At 56.1% G+C, this 16,350-nt stretch carries 14 protein-coding genes and 1 pseudogene; 10 read left to right on the top strand and 5 right to left on the bottom strand.

Annotation, left to right across the window (positions count from 1 at the left end; all coding sequences use genetic code 11):
• The first annotated feature begins 132 nt into the window (after positions 1-132).
• Together M8013_RS05210 and rimL are read left to right on the top strand one after the other, a co-directional pair.
• Entirely contained in the window at positions 133-1,788 is a 1,656-nt protein-coding gene (locus tag M8013_RS05210; RefSeq protein WP_271266751.1) for a glucan biosynthesis protein D, read from the top strand.
• Between the two features lie 78 nt (positions 1,789-1,866).
• Positions 1,867-2,415 carry a 50S ribosomal protein L7/L12-serine acetyltransferase gene (gene rimL, locus M8013_RS05205; protein WP_271266750.1) on the top strand — a complete coding sequence of 183 codons (549 nt, stop codon included), beginning with the start codon at positions 1,867-1,869 and terminating at the stop codon, positions 2,413-2,415.
• Here the strand turns inward: rimL and ydcK are convergent.
• A complete protein-coding gene (ydcK, locus tag M8013_RS05200; protein WP_271266749.1) occupies positions 2,410-3,390 on the bottom strand; it encodes a YdcK family protein in 981 nt (326 codons plus the stop codon). The two genes, rimL and ydcK, sit on opposite strands and share 6 nt — an antisense overlap.
• Positions 3,391-3,512: 122 nt before the next feature.
• On the opposite strand from ydcK, the gene tehA reads away from it, so the two are divergent.
• From tehA to M8013_RS05185, 3 genes and pseudogenes are all read left to right on the top strand, one after another.
• Entirely contained in the window at positions 3,513-4,517 is a 1,005-nt protein-coding gene (gene tehA, locus M8013_RS05195; RefSeq protein ID WP_271266748.1) for a dicarboxylate transporter/tellurite-resistance protein TehA, read from the top strand.
• The gene (tehB, locus tag M8013_RS05190) at positions 4,514-5,110 is read left to right on the top strand and encodes a tellurite resistance methyltransferase TehB (protein WP_271266747.1); all 597 of its coding nucleotides are present in this window, start codon (positions 4,514-4,516) and stop codon (positions 5,108-5,110) included. The genes tehA and tehB overlap by 4 nt, the downstream gene beginning before the upstream one ends.
• Positions 5,111-5,323: 213 nt before the next feature.
• Positions 5,324-5,716, top strand: a pseudogene (locus M8013_RS05185) (Hcp family type VI secretion system effector); the annotation flags it as partial.
• Between the two features lie 532 nt (positions 5,717-6,248).
• Here the strand turns inward: M8013_RS05185 and pepT are convergent.
• Positions 6,249-7,478 (bottom strand): peptidase T, encoded by a 1,230-nt coding sequence (gene pepT / locus M8013_RS05180; RefSeq protein ID WP_271266746.1) that lies wholly within the window; start codon positions 7,476-7,478, stop codon positions 6,249-6,251.
• Between the two features lie 115 nt (positions 7,479-7,593).
• Here pepT and M8013_RS05175 point away from each other — a divergent pair, with 115 nt between their 5' ends.
• Together M8013_RS05175 and M8013_RS05170 are read left to right on the top strand one after the other, a co-directional pair.
• Positions 7,594-9,186, top strand: coding sequence for an ABC transporter substrate-binding protein (locus tag M8013_RS05175; protein WP_271266745.1), 1,593 nt, complete (start codon positions 7,594-7,596; stop codon positions 9,184-9,186).
• A gap of 140 nt (positions 9,187-9,326) precedes the next feature.
• Entirely contained in the window at positions 9,327-10,004 is a 678-nt protein-coding gene (locus M8013_RS05170) for a DUF3313 domain-containing protein (RefSeq protein WP_271266744.1), read from the top strand.
• A gap of 38 nt (positions 10,005-10,042) precedes the next feature.
• Here the strand turns inward: M8013_RS05170 and M8013_RS05165 are convergent, their stop codons facing one another.
• On the bottom strand, positions 10,043-10,939 hold the full coding sequence (locus M8013_RS05165; RefSeq protein ID WP_271266743.1) for a DMT family transporter: 897 nt from the start codon (positions 10,937-10,939) through the stop codon (positions 10,043-10,045).
• 185 nt (positions 10,940-11,124) lie between these two features.
• Here M8013_RS05165 and M8013_RS05160 point away from each other — a divergent pair, with 185 nt between their 5' ends.
• On the top strand, positions 11,125-11,997 hold the full coding sequence (locus M8013_RS05160) for a helix-turn-helix domain-containing protein (RefSeq protein WP_271266742.1): 873 nt from the start codon (positions 11,125-11,127) through the stop codon (positions 11,995-11,997).
• Here the strand turns inward: M8013_RS05160 and M8013_RS05155 are convergent.
• Positions 11,977-13,143 carry a benzoate/H(+) symporter BenE family transporter gene (locus tag M8013_RS05155; protein ID WP_418939523.1) on the bottom strand — a complete coding sequence of 389 codons (1,167 nt, stop codon included), beginning with the start codon at positions 13,141-13,143 and terminating at the stop codon, positions 11,977-11,979. The two genes, M8013_RS05160 and M8013_RS05155, sit on opposite strands and share 21 nt — an antisense overlap.
• Before the next feature lie 88 nt (positions 13,144-13,231).
• Here M8013_RS05155 and M8013_RS05150 point away from each other — a divergent pair, with 88 nt between their 5' ends.
• Positions 13,232-13,759 carry a helix-turn-helix domain-containing protein gene (locus tag M8013_RS05150; RefSeq protein ID WP_271266741.1) on the top strand — a complete coding sequence of 176 codons (528 nt, stop codon included), beginning with the start codon at positions 13,232-13,234 and terminating at the stop codon, positions 13,757-13,759.
• 80 nt (positions 13,760-13,839) lie between these two features.
• Entirely contained in the window at positions 13,840-15,804 is a 1,965-nt protein-coding gene (locus M8013_RS05145; RefSeq protein WP_271266740.1) for a peptidase U32 family protein, read from the top strand.
• Here the strand turns inward: M8013_RS05145 and M8013_RS05140 are convergent, their stop codons facing one another.
• The gene (locus M8013_RS05140; protein ID WP_271266739.1) at positions 15,805-16,035 is read right to left on the bottom strand and encodes a DUF2554 family protein; all 231 of its coding nucleotides are present in this window, start codon (positions 16,033-16,035) and stop codon (positions 15,805-15,807) included. It lies immediately after the preceding gene.
• Positions 16,036-16,350 lie beyond the last annotated feature (315 nt).

Genomic DNA, 16,350 nt, shown 5'->3' with positions numbered 1-16,350 from the left:
TAATCGCCTGACGGCAATTGGATTCTTAGCCGTTTTTGTTTAGGCTGTGCCTCTTAATGATGTTCTTTCTTGCCGTCGTTTCGCCCGAGGCGAAACCTACCTCCCCACGACCATAAGGACGTTTTTCCAGGCATGAATCGCAGACGTTTTCTACAAGGCTCACTGGCCGTTGCTGCACTGAGCAGCACTACCGGGCTCGCCACGCTTTTCTCCCGTGCGGCCAATGCGGCTGAATCGGATATTGCGGACGGTCAGAGCCGTCGTTTCGACTTTTCTGTGCTGCAATCCATGGCGCACGACCTGGCGCAAACTCCGTGGGGCGGGGCGCCGCGACCGTTGCCTGAGACGCTGGCGACGCTGACGCCGCAGGCGTACAACAGCATCCAATACGACGCAAAGCATTCCCTGTGGAACAACATCGAAAACCGCCAGCTGGACGTGCAGTTCTTCCACGTGGGGATGGGCTTCCGCCGCCGGGTGCGAATGTTCTCGCTGGATAACCAGACCTCGCAGGCGCGTGAAATTCACTTCCGCCCGGAACTGTTTAACTATCATGACGCGGGCGTTGACACCAAACAGCTCGAAGGGCAAAGCGATTTAGGCTTTGCTGGCTTCCGTGCCTTTAAAGCGCCGGAGCTGGCGCGTCGCGATATCGTCTCGTTCCTCGGCGCGAGCTACTTCCGCGCGGTGGACGATACCTACCAGTACGGGCTCTCGGCCCGGGGTCTGGCGCTGAATACCTACGCCGACAGCACCGAAGAGTTCCCGGACTTTACCTCCTTCTGGTTTGAAACCGTCAAGCCGGGAGACACCACCTTTACCGTTTACACTCTGCTCGACAGCCCAAGCATCACCGGTGCCTATAAATTCGTGATCCACTGCGAGAAAAACCAGGTGATCATGGAAGTCGACAACCATCTGTATGCCCGCAAGGACATTCAGCAGCTGGGGATCGCCCCGATGACCAGCATGTTCGCCTGCGGCAACAACGAGCGCCGGATGTGCGACACCATTCACCCGCAGATCCACGATTCCGATCGTCTGGCGATGTGGCGCGGCAACGGGGAGTGGATCTGTCGCCCGCTGAATAACCCGCAAAAGCTGCAGTTCCACGCCTACACCGACAAAAACCCGAAAGGTTTTGGTCTGCTGCAGCTGGATCGCGATTTCTCGCACTATCAGGACATCATGGGCTGGTATAACAAACGCCCAAGCCTGTGGGTCGAGCCGCGCAACCAGTGGGGCAAAGGCACCGTTGGCCTGATGGAGATCCCGACAACCGGCGAAACGCTGGATAACGTGGTCTGCTTCTGGCAGCCCGAAAAACCGATCAAAGCCGGGGATTCACTCGACTATAAGTACCGTTTGTACTGGAGTGCAAAACCCCCGGTGCGTTCGCCGCTGGCGAATGTGCTCGCCACCCGCAGCGGGATGGGCGGCTTCCCCGAAGGCTGGGCACCGGGTGAACACTTCCCGAAAGTGTGGTGCCGCCGTTTCGCCATCGACTTTGTTGGCGGCGATCTGAAAGCCGCGGCCCCGAAAGGGATCGAGCCGGTGATCACCCTGTCCAACGGGGAAGCGAAGCAGATCGAAATCCTGTACGTCGAGCCGTTCGACGGCTATCGGATCCTGTTTGACTGGTATCCGACCAGCGACGACGCTGAGCCGGTGGATATGCGGATGTTCCTGCGCTGCCAGGGCGAGGCAATCAGCGAAACCTGGATGTACCACTATTACCCGCCAGCCGCGGATAAACGTCAGTATGTGGATGACCGCATAATGCGTTAACGGGTGGCTCGTACGGTTCCCTCTCCCTTAAGGGAGAGGGTTAGGGTGAGGGGGAACAGGCGACAACATTGAGGGACTATGACTGCGATCACCGAAGAAATCATCCCCGTCACTGAGCGTATCGAACTGCGCGCAGTCGACGAGCGTTACACGACCGAGCTGCACGGCCTGGTGATAAAAAACAAAGCATGGCTTCAGGAGTCGCTGAACTGGCCACAGTTTGTCGGTACTGAAGATGATACCCGCCAGAACATCCAGAGCAACCAGATGCTGCATCAGCGCGGTTACGCCAAAATGTTCCTTATCTTTTGTGAGAGCGAAATGGTGGGGGTGCTGTCGTTTAATGCCATCGAACCGCTGAACAAAACCGGCTATATCGGCTACTGGCTGGATGAGTCGCATCAAGGGAAGGGCATTATTTCTCAAGCATTACAGGCGTTTATTGACTACTACGTCGAGCGCAACGAGATCCGCCGCTTCGTGATCAAGTGCCGGGTTGCTAATCTCGCCAGCAATCAGGTGGCGCTGCGCAACGGGTTCTTACTGGAAGGCTGTCTGAAACAGGCGGAGTTCCTTAATGGACACTTTGACGACCAGAATATCTACGCCCGGATCTACGCCTCATAATGCCCCCAGCAACGGCGTGCGCGTAATGCGCTGTGCGCCGTTAATCACCTTCTCACCGCGCAGGTGAATCGCATCCCCGTCCAGCGCCTCAATGACCGCATCGTCGGTAATATGAATATGATGCTCGATCAGCACTTCACCCTGAATGCGGGCCCGGCCCTGAATCACCACTTTATCGTCGATCAAAATCGGCCCGCCGCGCAGCCTGGCTTCGCCACCAATCAGGACGTGATGTTTGATGACGCAGTTGCCCTCGACCAGCGCGTTTTCGGCGACCTGTGAGCTGTAGCGCAGAGTGGGGATAGCGTCGTCCTCCAGCCCGGCGAGCAGGCGTGCATTGCCATACACTTTGGCGCAATCGCATACCCAGACGTTATTCACTTCGTTGCCTTCCAGCAGCGCATTCTCAAACACCTCGGCCCGATGCTCGACAAAGGCGTAGTGGACGATGGCGTTGCCGTAGATCTGCGCCTGATGCACCACCCGCGACTGGCTGACGGTAGCCTCGCCGAAGATTTTCAGGATTTGATCCTGGTCGGGGGTTAAGCCTTTGGCGGCAATCACCATGCTGTTGTGCAGAATGCGGGCGTTGTCAAAAAGATGACATTCACCGCGGATCACCGATGATTGCACCGTGACGTTGTCACTTATTCGCGCCCCGTGGCTGATTTGCGCCCCGTCAATCCAGACGTTATCGCCAATCCACACCTGATGGCTGATCACACAAGGTTGGGTGATGCGCGCGTTGCCGCATACCTGCGCCCCGGCAAACACCACGCTGTTCTCGTCGTAAATCCAGCAGTCCTGCTCCTGCGACAGCGCCGATTCGGCATCGACCCAGCCGCCCCGGGAACCGCTTTTTACATCGCTGAAATCACGGGCGGCGATAATCTGCCGCACGGTGACGGCGGCCTTAGCCTCGCCGTTCTGCCAGTGGTGCTGTCGGGTTTCATCGCTGAGTCGATATTTATTCATCACTGTTTCCGCTGTGTTTCTCTCCACTAAACGTAGCAAACTTTACGTTGATCGAAAGTATGGCATCCGGAAATGAAACCCCTTAAACTAGCATTTCAAATATTATTTATAGTTTAAAAGAAATGCGAAGCCAGAAAAGCGCTCAAGGTGTTCTTAATTTGCCGTCCGGCTATTTCGGAATGGTGCTGGGTATTATCGGTATGGGATTCGCCTGGCGCTATGCCAGCACAATCTGGCCCGTCACGCGCTGGCCGGGAGAGATCCTGGTGACGCTGGCGATGGTGATTTGGCTGCTGCTGACCGTGGCCTTTATCAGCCGGATGGTGCGCTTTCCGCGCAGCGTGCTGGCCGAGATGCGCCATCCGGTGATGAGCAGTTTTGTCAGCCTGTTCCCGGCAACGACCCTGCTGGTGGCGATCGGCTTTGTCCCCTGGTATCGTCCGCTGGCGCTGGTGCTGTTCACCCTCGGCGTGGTGGTGCAGTTGGGGTATGCCGCGTGGCAGTCCGCCGGGCTGTGGCGTGGGACTCATACTCAGGAGGCGACCACCCCCGGCCTGTACCTGCCGACGGTAGCCAACAATTTTATCAGTGCGATGGCCTGCGGCGCGCTGGGTTTTCACGATGCCGGGCTGGTGTTTCTGGGGGCGGGGGTCTTCTCGTGGCTGAGCCTCGAACCGGTGATCCTGCAGCGCCTGCGCAGCGCCGGAGAACTGCCGGCCACGCTGCGCAGTTCACTCGGCATCCAGCTGGCACCGGCGCTGGTCGCCTGTAGCGCCTGGTTTTCGGTCAACGGCGGCGAAGCAGACACCTTCGCAAAAATGCTGTTTGGTTACGGCCTGCTCCAGCTGCTGTTTACCCTGCGCCTGATGCCCTGGTATCTGTCGCAGCCGTTTAATGCGTCGTTCTGGAGCTTTTCATTCGGCGTATCGGCACTGGCGACCACCGGCCTGCACCTGGGCCAGAGCAGCCCGTCCGGGCTGTTCCACGCCATCGCTGTCCCACTGTTTATTTTTACTAACGCCATCATTGCGCTATTACTGGTGCGCACGTTTATCCTGCTGATGCAGGGTAAACTGTTGGTTCGTGCAGACAAAGCAACGCTTATGCAAGCAGAGGAAAAAGAATGACTGTGTTTGATGATAACTACTTTACCGAAAAATATGGTATGACCCGCACGCACTCTGACGTGGTGTACAGCGCCGGGATTGTTAAACCGGGCAAAACGCTGGATCTCGGCTGCGGTAACGGGCGCAACAGCCTGTACCTGGCGGCGAACGGCTTTGATGTGACCGCGTGGGATAAGAATGCTAACAGCATCGATAACCTCGAAAGCATCAAGGTGAAAGAGGGCATTACCAACCTTGAGTCGGCAATCAAAGATCTCAACACCCTGCGTTTTGATGGCGAGTACGATTTTATTCTGTCGACCGTGGTGATGATGTTCCTCGAAGCCAACACCATTCCGGGCCTGATTGACAATATGCAGCGTTGCACCAAACCGGGCGGCTATAACCTGATTGTGGCGGCGATGGATACCGACGATTATCCGTGCAACGTTGGCTTCCCGTTTGCCTTTAAAACCGGCGAACTGAGCGGCTACTATGCGGGCTGGGAACTGCTGAAATATAACGAAGACGTCGGCCAGTTACATCGCACCGACGCCGAAGGCAACCGCATTAAGCTGCGCTTTGCGACGATGCTGGCGCGTAAAGCGGTTTAATGTGCTGCCAGTGCGGCGACCACGATTCAGATACTGAAGGCCGGATAAATCCGGCTTTTTTTATTTTTAAGTCAAAGAAAGCGCAGATCGTTTTCTAACCATATTGCGCAATATTTGACAGGTTATTTTATGGGCGATAGTGTTGGGTTTCACGTAAGAGACTAACGTGAAAGGATTTTATTTGAGGATTTTCTTAAATGGAGTTTTAATCTAATGGCTATTCCCGCGTATTTATGGCTTAAAGACGACGGTGGCGCAGAGATCAAAGGTTCTGTCGACATTGCTGGCCGTGAGGGCAGCATCGAGATAATCAGTCTTAATCATGGCGTCATGCAACCCATCGATAGGTACAACGGCAGAGCAACAAACCTCCGCGAACATTCCCCTTACTCCTTCGACAAAGAGACAGATGCTTCCACGCCTTACTTGTACAAGGCCGTTAGCACAGGTCAAAAGCTCAAATCCGCTGAGGTGAAGTTCTACCATATCGATAACACAGGCCAGGAGGTGGAATACTTTTCTACCCTCATGGAAGGTGTAAAAATTGTCAGCGTTTGCCCGATGATGCTGGATGTCAAAGACCCGGATTACGAGAAACATAATCATTTCGCTATCGACGCGTCGACAGATACTCCGCGACGGCGGCAAACTGGAGGTTGTGCGATGAAGTGCCTGCTCGGTCTGACTCTGGCAATTTTCTCATTTCAGGTCATGGCCGGTGCTACTGACTGGCCTACCGCACTGCGTGGAGTAGCCGTGGGCGAGACACAGTGGATTGAACAGACTCCGGCACTTGCTGCAGTTGCTGATGTTAAGCAGGCGCAGCAGCTGGAAGATGCAATGGCTGCAGCGCTAACAACCGACACTGTTGCCACGCTTAAGGCGCTGCGTATCATTGATGCCGGCAAATGGCCGCACATGATTGGCAGCGATATCATCTGCACGCCACCGACTGAGGTATCACGGGCGGAGATTGAGCTGTTCTATAAGCGCACGCGCCAGGCGTTATTAAAGACCGTCGACGGGGCGCAATGTCTCTGGATACTCGAAGCTTCCTGGGCAGAATTGCAGGCCGATTCAATGCGTCAGGTTAAGTAAGATAATAAACCCGGTCAGAGTATAACCGGGTTTATTTTTCTTAACGTGCCGCCAGCAAACACAGCTGCAATGCGGTGTTGTAAGAAGACTCAAACGATCTCAGCGGTAAAAACTCAAATTTAGAGTGGAAGTTATGTGCCCCGGTGAAGAAGTTCGGGGTTAACAACCCTTTCGCTGAGAGCGCTGCGCCGTCGGTGCCGCCGCGCATCGGGGTCGGTTTTGGCGTGATGCCTAAACTCTCCATCGCTTCAAACATCAGGTCGATCGCCCGGCGATCTTCACCGACTGCGTTGCTGATGTTGCTGTAAGTATCTTCTATGTGCCAGTGCACTTTCGCGGTCGGGTGCTGAGCAGCGATTTTCTGCGCCACCTCGGCGATTTGCACCTTGCGGGCAGCGAAGCCATCGCGGTCGAAATCACGAATATTGGCCTTCAGCACCGCCTCGTTTTGCCCGGCCTGAATGCCGTTAAACCAGACATAACCTTCGCGTCCTTCGGTGTGTTCCGGGGTTTGTTGACGATCAAAATGGCTGATGTAATCGGCCGCCATCAGCAGCGGGTTCACCAGCACGCCTTTGGCCGACATCGGGTGCGCCGTCACGCCGGTAAAGCGAATTTCTGCCGCCGCCGCGTTGAAGTTCTCATAGACGATCTCCCCCAGCTCGCAGCAGTCGATAGTCCAGGCAAAATCCACATCGAAACGCTTTAAATCCAGCGCTTTCGCCCCACACAGGCCAATCTCTTCATCCGGCACAAAGGCCACCACGATATCGCCATGCTGATGCTCTGCGGTGAGGTTTTCCAGCACCGTCATCACCACCGTGACCGCCGATTTGTTGTCGGCGCCCAGCACGCTGGTGCCGTCGCTGAAAATAATCGCCTCATTGGGGTAGGCCAGGATTTCCGGGTGCTCGTTGACCCGCAGCCAGATGTCTTTGTCGACGTTGAGACAGAGATCATCCCCTGTAAAGGTCAGGATCTGCGGATTAATATCCGGTGATAATCCGACGTCGACGGTATCAATATGGGTAATAAACCCGATCCGCGGTGCGCCGGGGACGTTGCCCTTTTTTACCGCCGTGACGGTGGCAAATTCGTCAATCAGGATATCGTCCAGACCCAGCGATTCCAGCTCCTTCGCCAGCGCTCGCGCCATCTCATGCTGGCCGGGCGTGGAGGGCAGGGTCTTGACCCTGGGATCGCTTTGGCTGGTGATGGCCAGGTAACGAAAGAAGCGTTGGGTTAATTGTCTGGCGAGCGCGGATGACATGGTGGATCCTTCTTTATTTGAGTTATCAGGTGTTTGCGAAATCACTTTAATGTTATTTATGGTTTGGCACGACAATAAATTCATTAGCCGTCAAATTAAAAGACAGGAAAACGCGATGAAAAGCAACCTCACAACCCTGGCACTGATCGTTGCCGCGCTGACGGTCAGTTCCACCGTTGCCGCCAAAACGCTGGTCTATTGTTCCGAAGGATCGCCGGAAAACTTTAACCCGCAACTCTATACCTCGGGCACCAGCGTGGATGCCAGTGCGGTGCCGGTCTATAACCGGCTGGTGGATTTCACCCCCGGCACCACCGAGCTGGTGCCGAGTCTGGCCGAAAGCTGGGATGTCAGCGAGGATGGCAAGGTGTATACCTTCCACCTGCGCAAAGGGGTGAAGTTCCAGAGCAATAAGGCCTTTACGCCCACGCGCGATTTTAATGCCGATGATGTGATCTTCTCGTTTATGCGGCAGAAAGATGTCAATCATCCGTATCACAACGTCTCAAACGGCAGCTACTCCAACTTCGAAAGTCTGGAGTTTGGCAAGCTGATCACCGCCATTGATAAAGTTGATGACCATACGGTGCGCTTCACCCTTGCGCACCCGGAATCGCCTTTTGTCGCCGATTTAGCCTGGTACTTCGCCTCGATCCTGTCGGCGGAATATGCTGACGCGATGATGAAAGCAGGTACGCCAGAAAAGGTCGATATGGATCCGATTGGCACCGGGCCGTTTAAGCTCGCACAGTATCAGAAAGATTCGCGGATCCTGTTTACCGCCTTCCCGGAGTACTGGCAGGGTAAAGCGAAGCTGGACCGTCTGGTGTTCAGTATTGTGCCGGATGCCTCGGTGCGCTTCGCCAAACTCGAGAAAAACGAGTGCCAGGTGATGCCGTTTCCGAATCCGGCGGATCTGCCGCGGATGAAAGCGAACAAAGATCTTAATGTGATGAGCAAAGCGGGGCTGAATACCGGCTTCCTCGCGTTCAACACGCAAAAAGCGCCGCTGGATAACGTCAAAGTGCGTCAGGCGCTGGCGATGGCGATCAACAAACCGGCGATTATCGAGGCCGTTTTCCACGGCACCGGCACGGCGGCAAAAAACCTGCTGCCGCCAGGGGTGTGGAGCGCAGACAGCGAGCTGAAAGACTACGACTACGATCCGGAAAAGGCCAAAGCGTTACTGAAAGAGGCTGGATTTGCCAACGGGATGACCATCGATCTGTGGGCAATGCCGGTTCAGCGTCCGTATAACCCGAATGCCAAACGCATGGCGGAGATGATCCAGGCCGACTGGGCGAAAATCGGCGTGCAAACCAAAGTGGTCACCTATGAATGGGGCGAGTATCTCAAGCGGGTGAAGGGCGGCGAACATCAGGCGGCGCTGATGGGCTGGACCACGGCCACCGGCGATCCGGATAACTTCTTCGGCCCGTTATTTACCTGCACCTCGGCAAACGGCGGCTCGAATTCAGCCAAATGGTGTTATCAGCCATTTGATAAAATTATTGCCGAAGCTAAATCAATAACCGACCGCGATAAACGAACCGCATTGTATAAAGAAGCGCAGCAAATGATGCACGATCAAATGCCTGCGGTGATGATTGCCCATTCAACGATATTTGAGCCGGTGCGAAAAGAAGTCACAGGTTACGAAATTGACCCGTTCGGCAAACATTTATTCTGGCAAGTGGATATAAAATAACCATTTAACGCTGCCCGCTGCAACGGCGGGCAGCGTTTTTTCAATTTGTGCTGTCTTCGTCATTTTTTGCCGCTCCTTTTTCTACATTCTTTTGCTATAACTTCAATTGCATATTTGCAATTAACAGGGATACATCCTTTATGCGTACAAATACTTTATTTAAAGTTGCCGCGCTTTCTGGCCTGCTGTTTTTAGCGGGCTGTGCGTCAAAAGTGGCGCAGCCTGATCAATATTCAGGCTTTTTAAAAGACTACTCTGGCCTGCAAGAAACCAAATCAGCTTCAGGTTTACCGACGCTGCGCTGGATAGACCCATCTTATGACGAGAAGAAGTACGACAGCATTGTCTGGAACAACGTCACCTATTATCCGGTACCGAAACCGACTACCCAGGTAGGCCAACGTACGCTGGATGATATCCTGGCCTATGTTAACACCACCATGAAAACCGCCATTGGCAAGCGCAAACCAATTGTTGCTACCCCTGGCCCGCGTAGCCTGATCTTCCGTGGTGCCATCACGGGCGTCAGCTCGCAGAAAGAAGGTCTGCAGTTCTATGAAGTTGTCCCTGTGGCGCTGGTGATCGCTGGTACCCAGATGGCATCTGGCCACCGCACCATGGATACCCACCTCTACTTTGAGGGCGAGTTGATTGATGCCCAGACCGGCAAACCGGTCATCAAAGTGGTGCGTAAAGGCGAAGGCAAAGAGCTGAACAACCAGAACTCGCCAATGACCCTGGCGACATTGAAGAAAGTCGTTGATGACATGGCGGCCGATGCCACCATGTTTGACGTGAACCAGACCGCGAAAAAATAAGTCCTCTCCGGCCTGCGTCCCCGCAGGCCGGATTGTTTTTACGCCAGCCGTAATCGCTTAACCCAGTTCTCCGGTTTAGCGAACATCACCAGATTCCCGGTTAAGATCAGCAGCAGCCCGGCAATCGCGTTGCTGTGCCAGACGTATCCTTCGTACAGCGTCGAAAACGACAGCGCTACCAGCGGGAACAGCAGGGTGCTGTAGGCCGCTTTTCCGGCACCAATCCGCCCGACCAGCGTAAAGTAGGCGCCAAAGGCAATCACCGAGCCAAACAGCGCCAGATACAGCAGGGCGCCGATATAGCTCACCGACCACACCGGGGTAAAGTCATCCCCACGAATCAAGGCAATCGCCCCCATTACCAGCGTGCCATACAGCATCGCCCACGCGTTGGTGGTCATGGTTTCCAGCCCGTTACGCTGGTGGCGCAGGCTGATCATATTCCCGAGCGAGAACCCGTAAGTGCCCAGCGCCGAGAGCGCAATCCCGAACAGCAGGCCCGCGTTCCAGCCGCTGGCGAGCAGATCGCTCCAGAACAGGGTCACAATGCCGAGCAGCCCCAGCGCCGCCGCCAGATAAAAACGCGCTGGCGGACGTTGGCCAAAGAACAGGAAGCTGTTGAGGGCGTTATACAGCACCGCCATCGAGAAAATCACCGACTCCAGCCCGGTATTGATGTACCCGGCTGCGGTATAAAAACACCAGAAGTTGAAGCAGAAGACGCAGCAGCCCTGCAGCCCGCAGAACAGGTGGTCGCGTAGCGCCAGTGGGCGCAGACGGCGCAGGATCAGCAGTACCGCCATGATGGTGGCGGTGGCGACGGCGAAGCGCCAGAAAATAGAGACCGGCGCAGGCACCGGGCCCTGTTGTAAGAAGATAGCAATCCAGGTGGTGCCCCAAATCACCACCACCAGTGCGTACAATAATGCGTTCATATTTATTCTCGTATTGGCAAAGTCTGCGCTCAGTATGACGGGAGAGGGCGTCGTCCTCTTTCACCGGCTTGCGGTGGACTTGCATATTCTTGCGCTTTTTTCCCGTTGGGCAGTGAACAGGACTGGCACTGGCGGGCAGATCTTTTTAGACTGAACGACTCCCGAGAACAGATATGTGGAACGTTATGGCTGAGATGTACGGTGCCTTTGAAAATCTGCGCAAGCATAAAGCGGTATTACACAATGCCGTCGCGTTGAATTCGGGGATCCATCTGGCGGCCTGGTCTAACAAACGCGACACCATCACCCAGCATTGCGATCACCATACCCTGAGCCTGTATATCGCCGACGGGTACGAGAGCTACCACAAAACCCGCGCTGGCTGGAAAAACGGCGGCGGCCCGGATCGTTTCTGCCTGATGCCCAAAGAGAGCGAGTCCAGCTGGGATATCCGCGACGATCTGTCGTTTGTGCATCTGTACTGTACCGACGATCACCTGCGTACCGTCGGGGAGCAGATCTGGGACAAGAGCCCGCACGCACTCTCGCTCGATGAAAGTCTGTTTGGCGATGACGCCAAAATCACCGCCCTGTATCGCCATTTTATCCTCGGCTGCGACTGGCAGCAGAGCGCGAATCAGCTGACCCTGAGCACCGCCTCCACGCTATTACTGACCCATCTGGTGCAGCATTACAGTAACGTCCAGTGGGCGTTGCCAACGGTAACCGGCGGCCTGTCGCCGTATGTGCTGCGCAATGTGCTGGGGTTTATCGAAGAGAACCTCGCCCAGCCGCTGACCCTGGCGGATCTGGCTGTGCAGGCGAGCCTGAGCGAATACCACTTTGCGCGCATGTTCCGCCAGTCGATGCAGCTCGCCCCGCATCAGTACGTGATGCAGCGGCGGATGGAGAAGGCCAAAGCACTGGTGCGATCCACCCGTCAGCCGCTCACCGAGATTGCGCTGGCCTGCGGATTCAGCTCGGCCAGCCATTTCAGCAACCGCTTTCGCGCCGCCACCGGGCTTACGCCGTCGCAGCTACGCGCCGCGAGTGCGTGACAGCAGGGCGTAGCAGACGCCCCCGGCAATCAGCCCCCAGAACGCCGATCCAATTCCGGCCAGCGTGACGCCGCTGGCGGTCAGCAGAAAGGTCACAATCGCCGCATCGCGCTCGTTTTCATTGTGCAACGCCTGATGCAGGCTGCCGCCAATAGTGCCCAACAGCGCCAGCCCGGCCAGGGTCTGGATCCAGCTCAACGGCAATGCTGCCATCAAACCGCTGATCGACCCGCCAAAAATACCCGCCAGCAGATAAAAAACGCCCGCCGCTGCTGCGGCCAGCCAGCGTTTACTGGCATCGGGGTGCGCATCCGGGCTCTGGCAGATGGCGGCAGTGATCGCCGCGATGCAAATTGAGTACACGCCGAACGGCGACAGCAGCAGCGCCAGCCCACCGGTAAACACAATCAGCGGCGAAACGGCGACCGGATAGCCAGAGGCTTTCATCGTCGCGAACCCTGGCGCATTTTGCGAAGCCATGGTCACCAGAAAGAAGGGCAGACCGATGCTGATAAGCGTCGTGACGTTGAATGTCGGTGCGATAAATTCCGGCATCACCACTGAGAAGGTCAGCTTTTCGGTGACAACGTCACCGCTTAGCGCCGCGACGGCTCCGCCCACCAGCAGGGTCGCGACAATCGCATAGCGCGGGGCGAAGGCTTTGGTCAGAAGCCAGGCCAGCAGCATACTGCCACACAGCAGCAGGTGACCTTCGATGTTGCTGAACGCCTGCAGGCCAAAGCGCAGTAGCACGCCCGCGAGCATCGCCGCCGCCAGTGAATGGGGAATGATTTTCATCAACCGGGCGAACAGACCGCTGACGCCGCAGACCAGGATCAGGGCATTGGCAAAGATAAAGATGCCGATGGTCTCTGACAGCGTCACCCCCTGCAGGCTGGTGGCCAGCAGCGCTGCCCCCGGTGTCGACCAGGCGGTGAGCACCGGGGCTTTATACCACCACGACAGCGCCAGGGTGCTGACCCCCATGCCGATCCCCAGCGCTGTCATCCAGCCAGCGATCTGTGACGGGGTTGCACCCGCCGCCGCTGCGGCCTGCCAGATGATGGCGGCGGAGCTGGCATAGCCGACCAACACGGCGACAAAGCCCGATAGCACCGTAGGAAAAGTCAGGTAAGAGGCGCGCATAAACACTCCGTTGTGCGTTATAACAGCCAAAAAGGTATCACTGTGCGTTATAGCATACAAGTGCTACACTCGCCGCAACGGAGGGATTATGGACATCACGCAACATCTTGCATTGACACTGAAAACGCTGCGCCAGGCGCGCGGCTGGAGTCTGTCAAAGCTGGCGGAAGAGACCGGCGTCTCGAAGGCGATGCTCGGCCAGGTGGAGCGGAACGAATCCAGCCCGACGGTCTCGACGCTGTGGAAAATCGCCACCGGGCTGAACGTACCGTTCTCAACCTTTATCAGCCCCGCCGCGGACGCCGCACCGGTGTTCGACCCGCAGCAGCAGGCGATGGTGGTCAAACCGCTGTTCCCCTGGGACGAGACGCTGAAATACGACCATTTTTCCATCACCCTTGCGCCGGGCACCCTGAGCGAATCCACCCCGCACGAGGCGGGCGTGATTGAGCATGTGGTGGTAATAAGCGGCGAGCTGGAGATGCAGATCGACGGCGTCTGGCGCACTATCCCGCCGGACAGCGGCCTGCGTTTCGCTGGCGACCAACCGCATGCCTACCGCAACAGCAGCGCCCGGACGGTACACTTTCACTCGCTTATCCATTATCCCCGCTAAAGGCACGCAAAACTGTTTCGCTGACGCAGCGTTGTGACTACAATGGCCGCCATTTTGACCATAACGGATAACGACGAAGCATGCGCCTGCCATCCCATCAACTTGAACTTTTAAGCCCGGCTCGTGACGCCGCCATTGCCCGCGAAGCGATCCTTCACGGCGCGGATGCGGTCTATATCGGTGGCCCTGGATTTGGCGCTCGCCATAATGCCAGCAACAGCCTGCGCGATATTGCCGAACTGGTGCCGTTCGCCCATCGCTTTGGGGCGAAGGTGTTCGTGACCCTGAACACTATTCTTCATGATGATGAACTGGAACCGGCGCAGCGGATGATTACCGACCTGTACCAGACTGGCATTGATGCGCTGATCGTGCAGGATATGGGGGTTCTCGAGCTGGATATCCCGCCGATTGAACTGCACGCCAGTACCCAGTGCGATATCCGCAGCATGGAAAAAGCGAAATTCCTCGCCGATGCGGGCTTTACCCAGATCGTGCTGGCGCGTGAGCTGAACCTGAATCAGATCCGCGATATCCACCAGGCGGCCGATGCCACCATCGAATTCTTTATCCACGGAGCCCTGTGCGTCGCCTATTCCGGGCAGTGCAATATCTCTCACGCGCAAACCGGGCGCAGCGCCAACCGGGGTGACTGCTCCCAGGCTTGCCGTCTGCCGTATACCCTGAAAGACGATCAGGGACGCGTGGTGGCGTTTGATAAACACCTCCTGTCGATGAAAGATAACGACCAGACCGCCAACCTTGGGGCGCTGATCGACGCGGGCGTGCAATCCTTCAAGATTGAAGGGCGCTACAAAGACATGAGCTACGTGAAGAACATCACCGCTCACTACCGCCAGATGCTGGATGCGATTATCGACGATCGCGGTGGCCTGGCGCGCAGCTCCGCCGGACGTACCGAGCACTTCTTTATTCCCTCCACCGACAAGACTTTCCATCGCGGCAGCACCGATTACTTTGTGAATGCGCGTAAAGAGGACATCGGTGCGTTCGACTCGCCAAAATTTATTGGCCTGCCGGTGGGTGAAGTGCTGAAAGTGACGAAAGATTTTCTTGATGTCGACGTCACCGAGCCGCTGGCGAACGGCGATGGCCTGAACGTGATGATCAAACGTGAAGTTGTTGGCTTCCGCGCCAATACGGTAGAAAAAATCGCTGAAAATCGCTATCGCGTGTGGCCGAACGAAATGCCCGCCGATCTGTATAAAGCGCGACCGCATGCGGCCCTGAACCGTAACCTGGATCATAACTGGCAGCAGGCGCTGCAGAAAACCTCCAGCGAACGGCGCATTGCGGTGGATATCGAGCTGGGCGGCTGGGAAGAGCAGCTGATCCTGACCATGACCAGCGAAGACGGTATCAGCGTGACGCACACCCTCGACGGGCAGTTTGAGGTGGCGAACAACGGCGAAAAAGCGCTGAACAGCCTGAAAGATGGCGTCGCCAAACTGGGTCAGACGATTTATTACGCGCGGGATATTCAGGTCAATCTGCCGGATGCGCTTTTTGTGCCGAACAGCCTGCTGAATCAGTTCCGTCGTGAAACCGCCGATATGCTGGATACCGCGCGTCTCGACAATTACCCGCGCGGCAGCCGTAAAGCGGTCTCCGTGCCACCGCCGGTCTACCCGGACACCCATCTGTCGTTCCTGGCAAACGTCTACAACCACAAGGCGAGGGCGTTCTATCAGCGTTACGGCGTGACCCTGATTGATGCGGCGTATGAGGCGCATGAAGAGAAGGGGGATGTGCCGGTGATGATCACCAAGCATTGCCTGCGCTTCGCTTTTAACCTCTGTCCGAAACAGGCGAAAGGCAACATCAAGAGCTGGAAAGCTACCCCGATGCAGCTGGTGAACGGCGATGAAGTGTTAACCCTGAAATTCGACTGCCGTCCGTGCGAAATGCACGTTATTGGCAAGATGAAAAACCACATCTTTAAAACGCCTCAGCCTGGCAGCATTGTCGCGTCCGTCAGTCCTGACGATCTGCTGAAAACGCTGCCGAAGCGTAAAGGCAGTTAATCAACGAAAGTGAGTATCCGGTTTGCGCGACTTCTGCCAGTGGTGATGTTCGCGCAAGCCTTCTGCAGACTCCTCTGCCACTGCCCGTAGCTCATCGCTGTCAGCTTCATGGCGCAGCTGTTGATCCACCTTCTTCACCCAAAAAAATTCATGTCCCGCATGTCCTGCCATCAGCTGACCGGAAAATAACGCACAGGTCAGTAACACTACCGATAACGCTTTTGTAAACATTCTGCCACCACCCATTCACGTTGAGCGGCCATCATGCCGATAGTTACGTTGGGTTATTATTCAGGTATTCAAATTCGCGCAAAGGATTTGTCAGGCTATGTATGTCTGCACGGACGGTTCCCTCTCCCTTTGGGAGAGGTCCGGGGTGAGGGATACATGATATCTGCACAGGCGGTTCCCTCTCCCTTTGGGTGTACAGACTGGGGACATAGTGAACGCTTGTTCGGGGACATGGTAGACACTTACAACTAAGGCATAAGAACCCGTATATGGAGTCGCTTATGCCGTGGGATGCGAGAGATACCATGTCATTAC

The organism is Silvania confinis, assembly GCF_025564085.1.
GTDB classification, from domain to species: Bacteria; Pseudomonadota; Gammaproteobacteria; order Enterobacterales; family Enterobacteriaceae; genus Enterobacter; species Enterobacter confinis.
The sequence above is the reverse complement of the archived record's forward strand: the minus strand, read 5'-3'. Positions and strand labels throughout refer to the sequence as shown.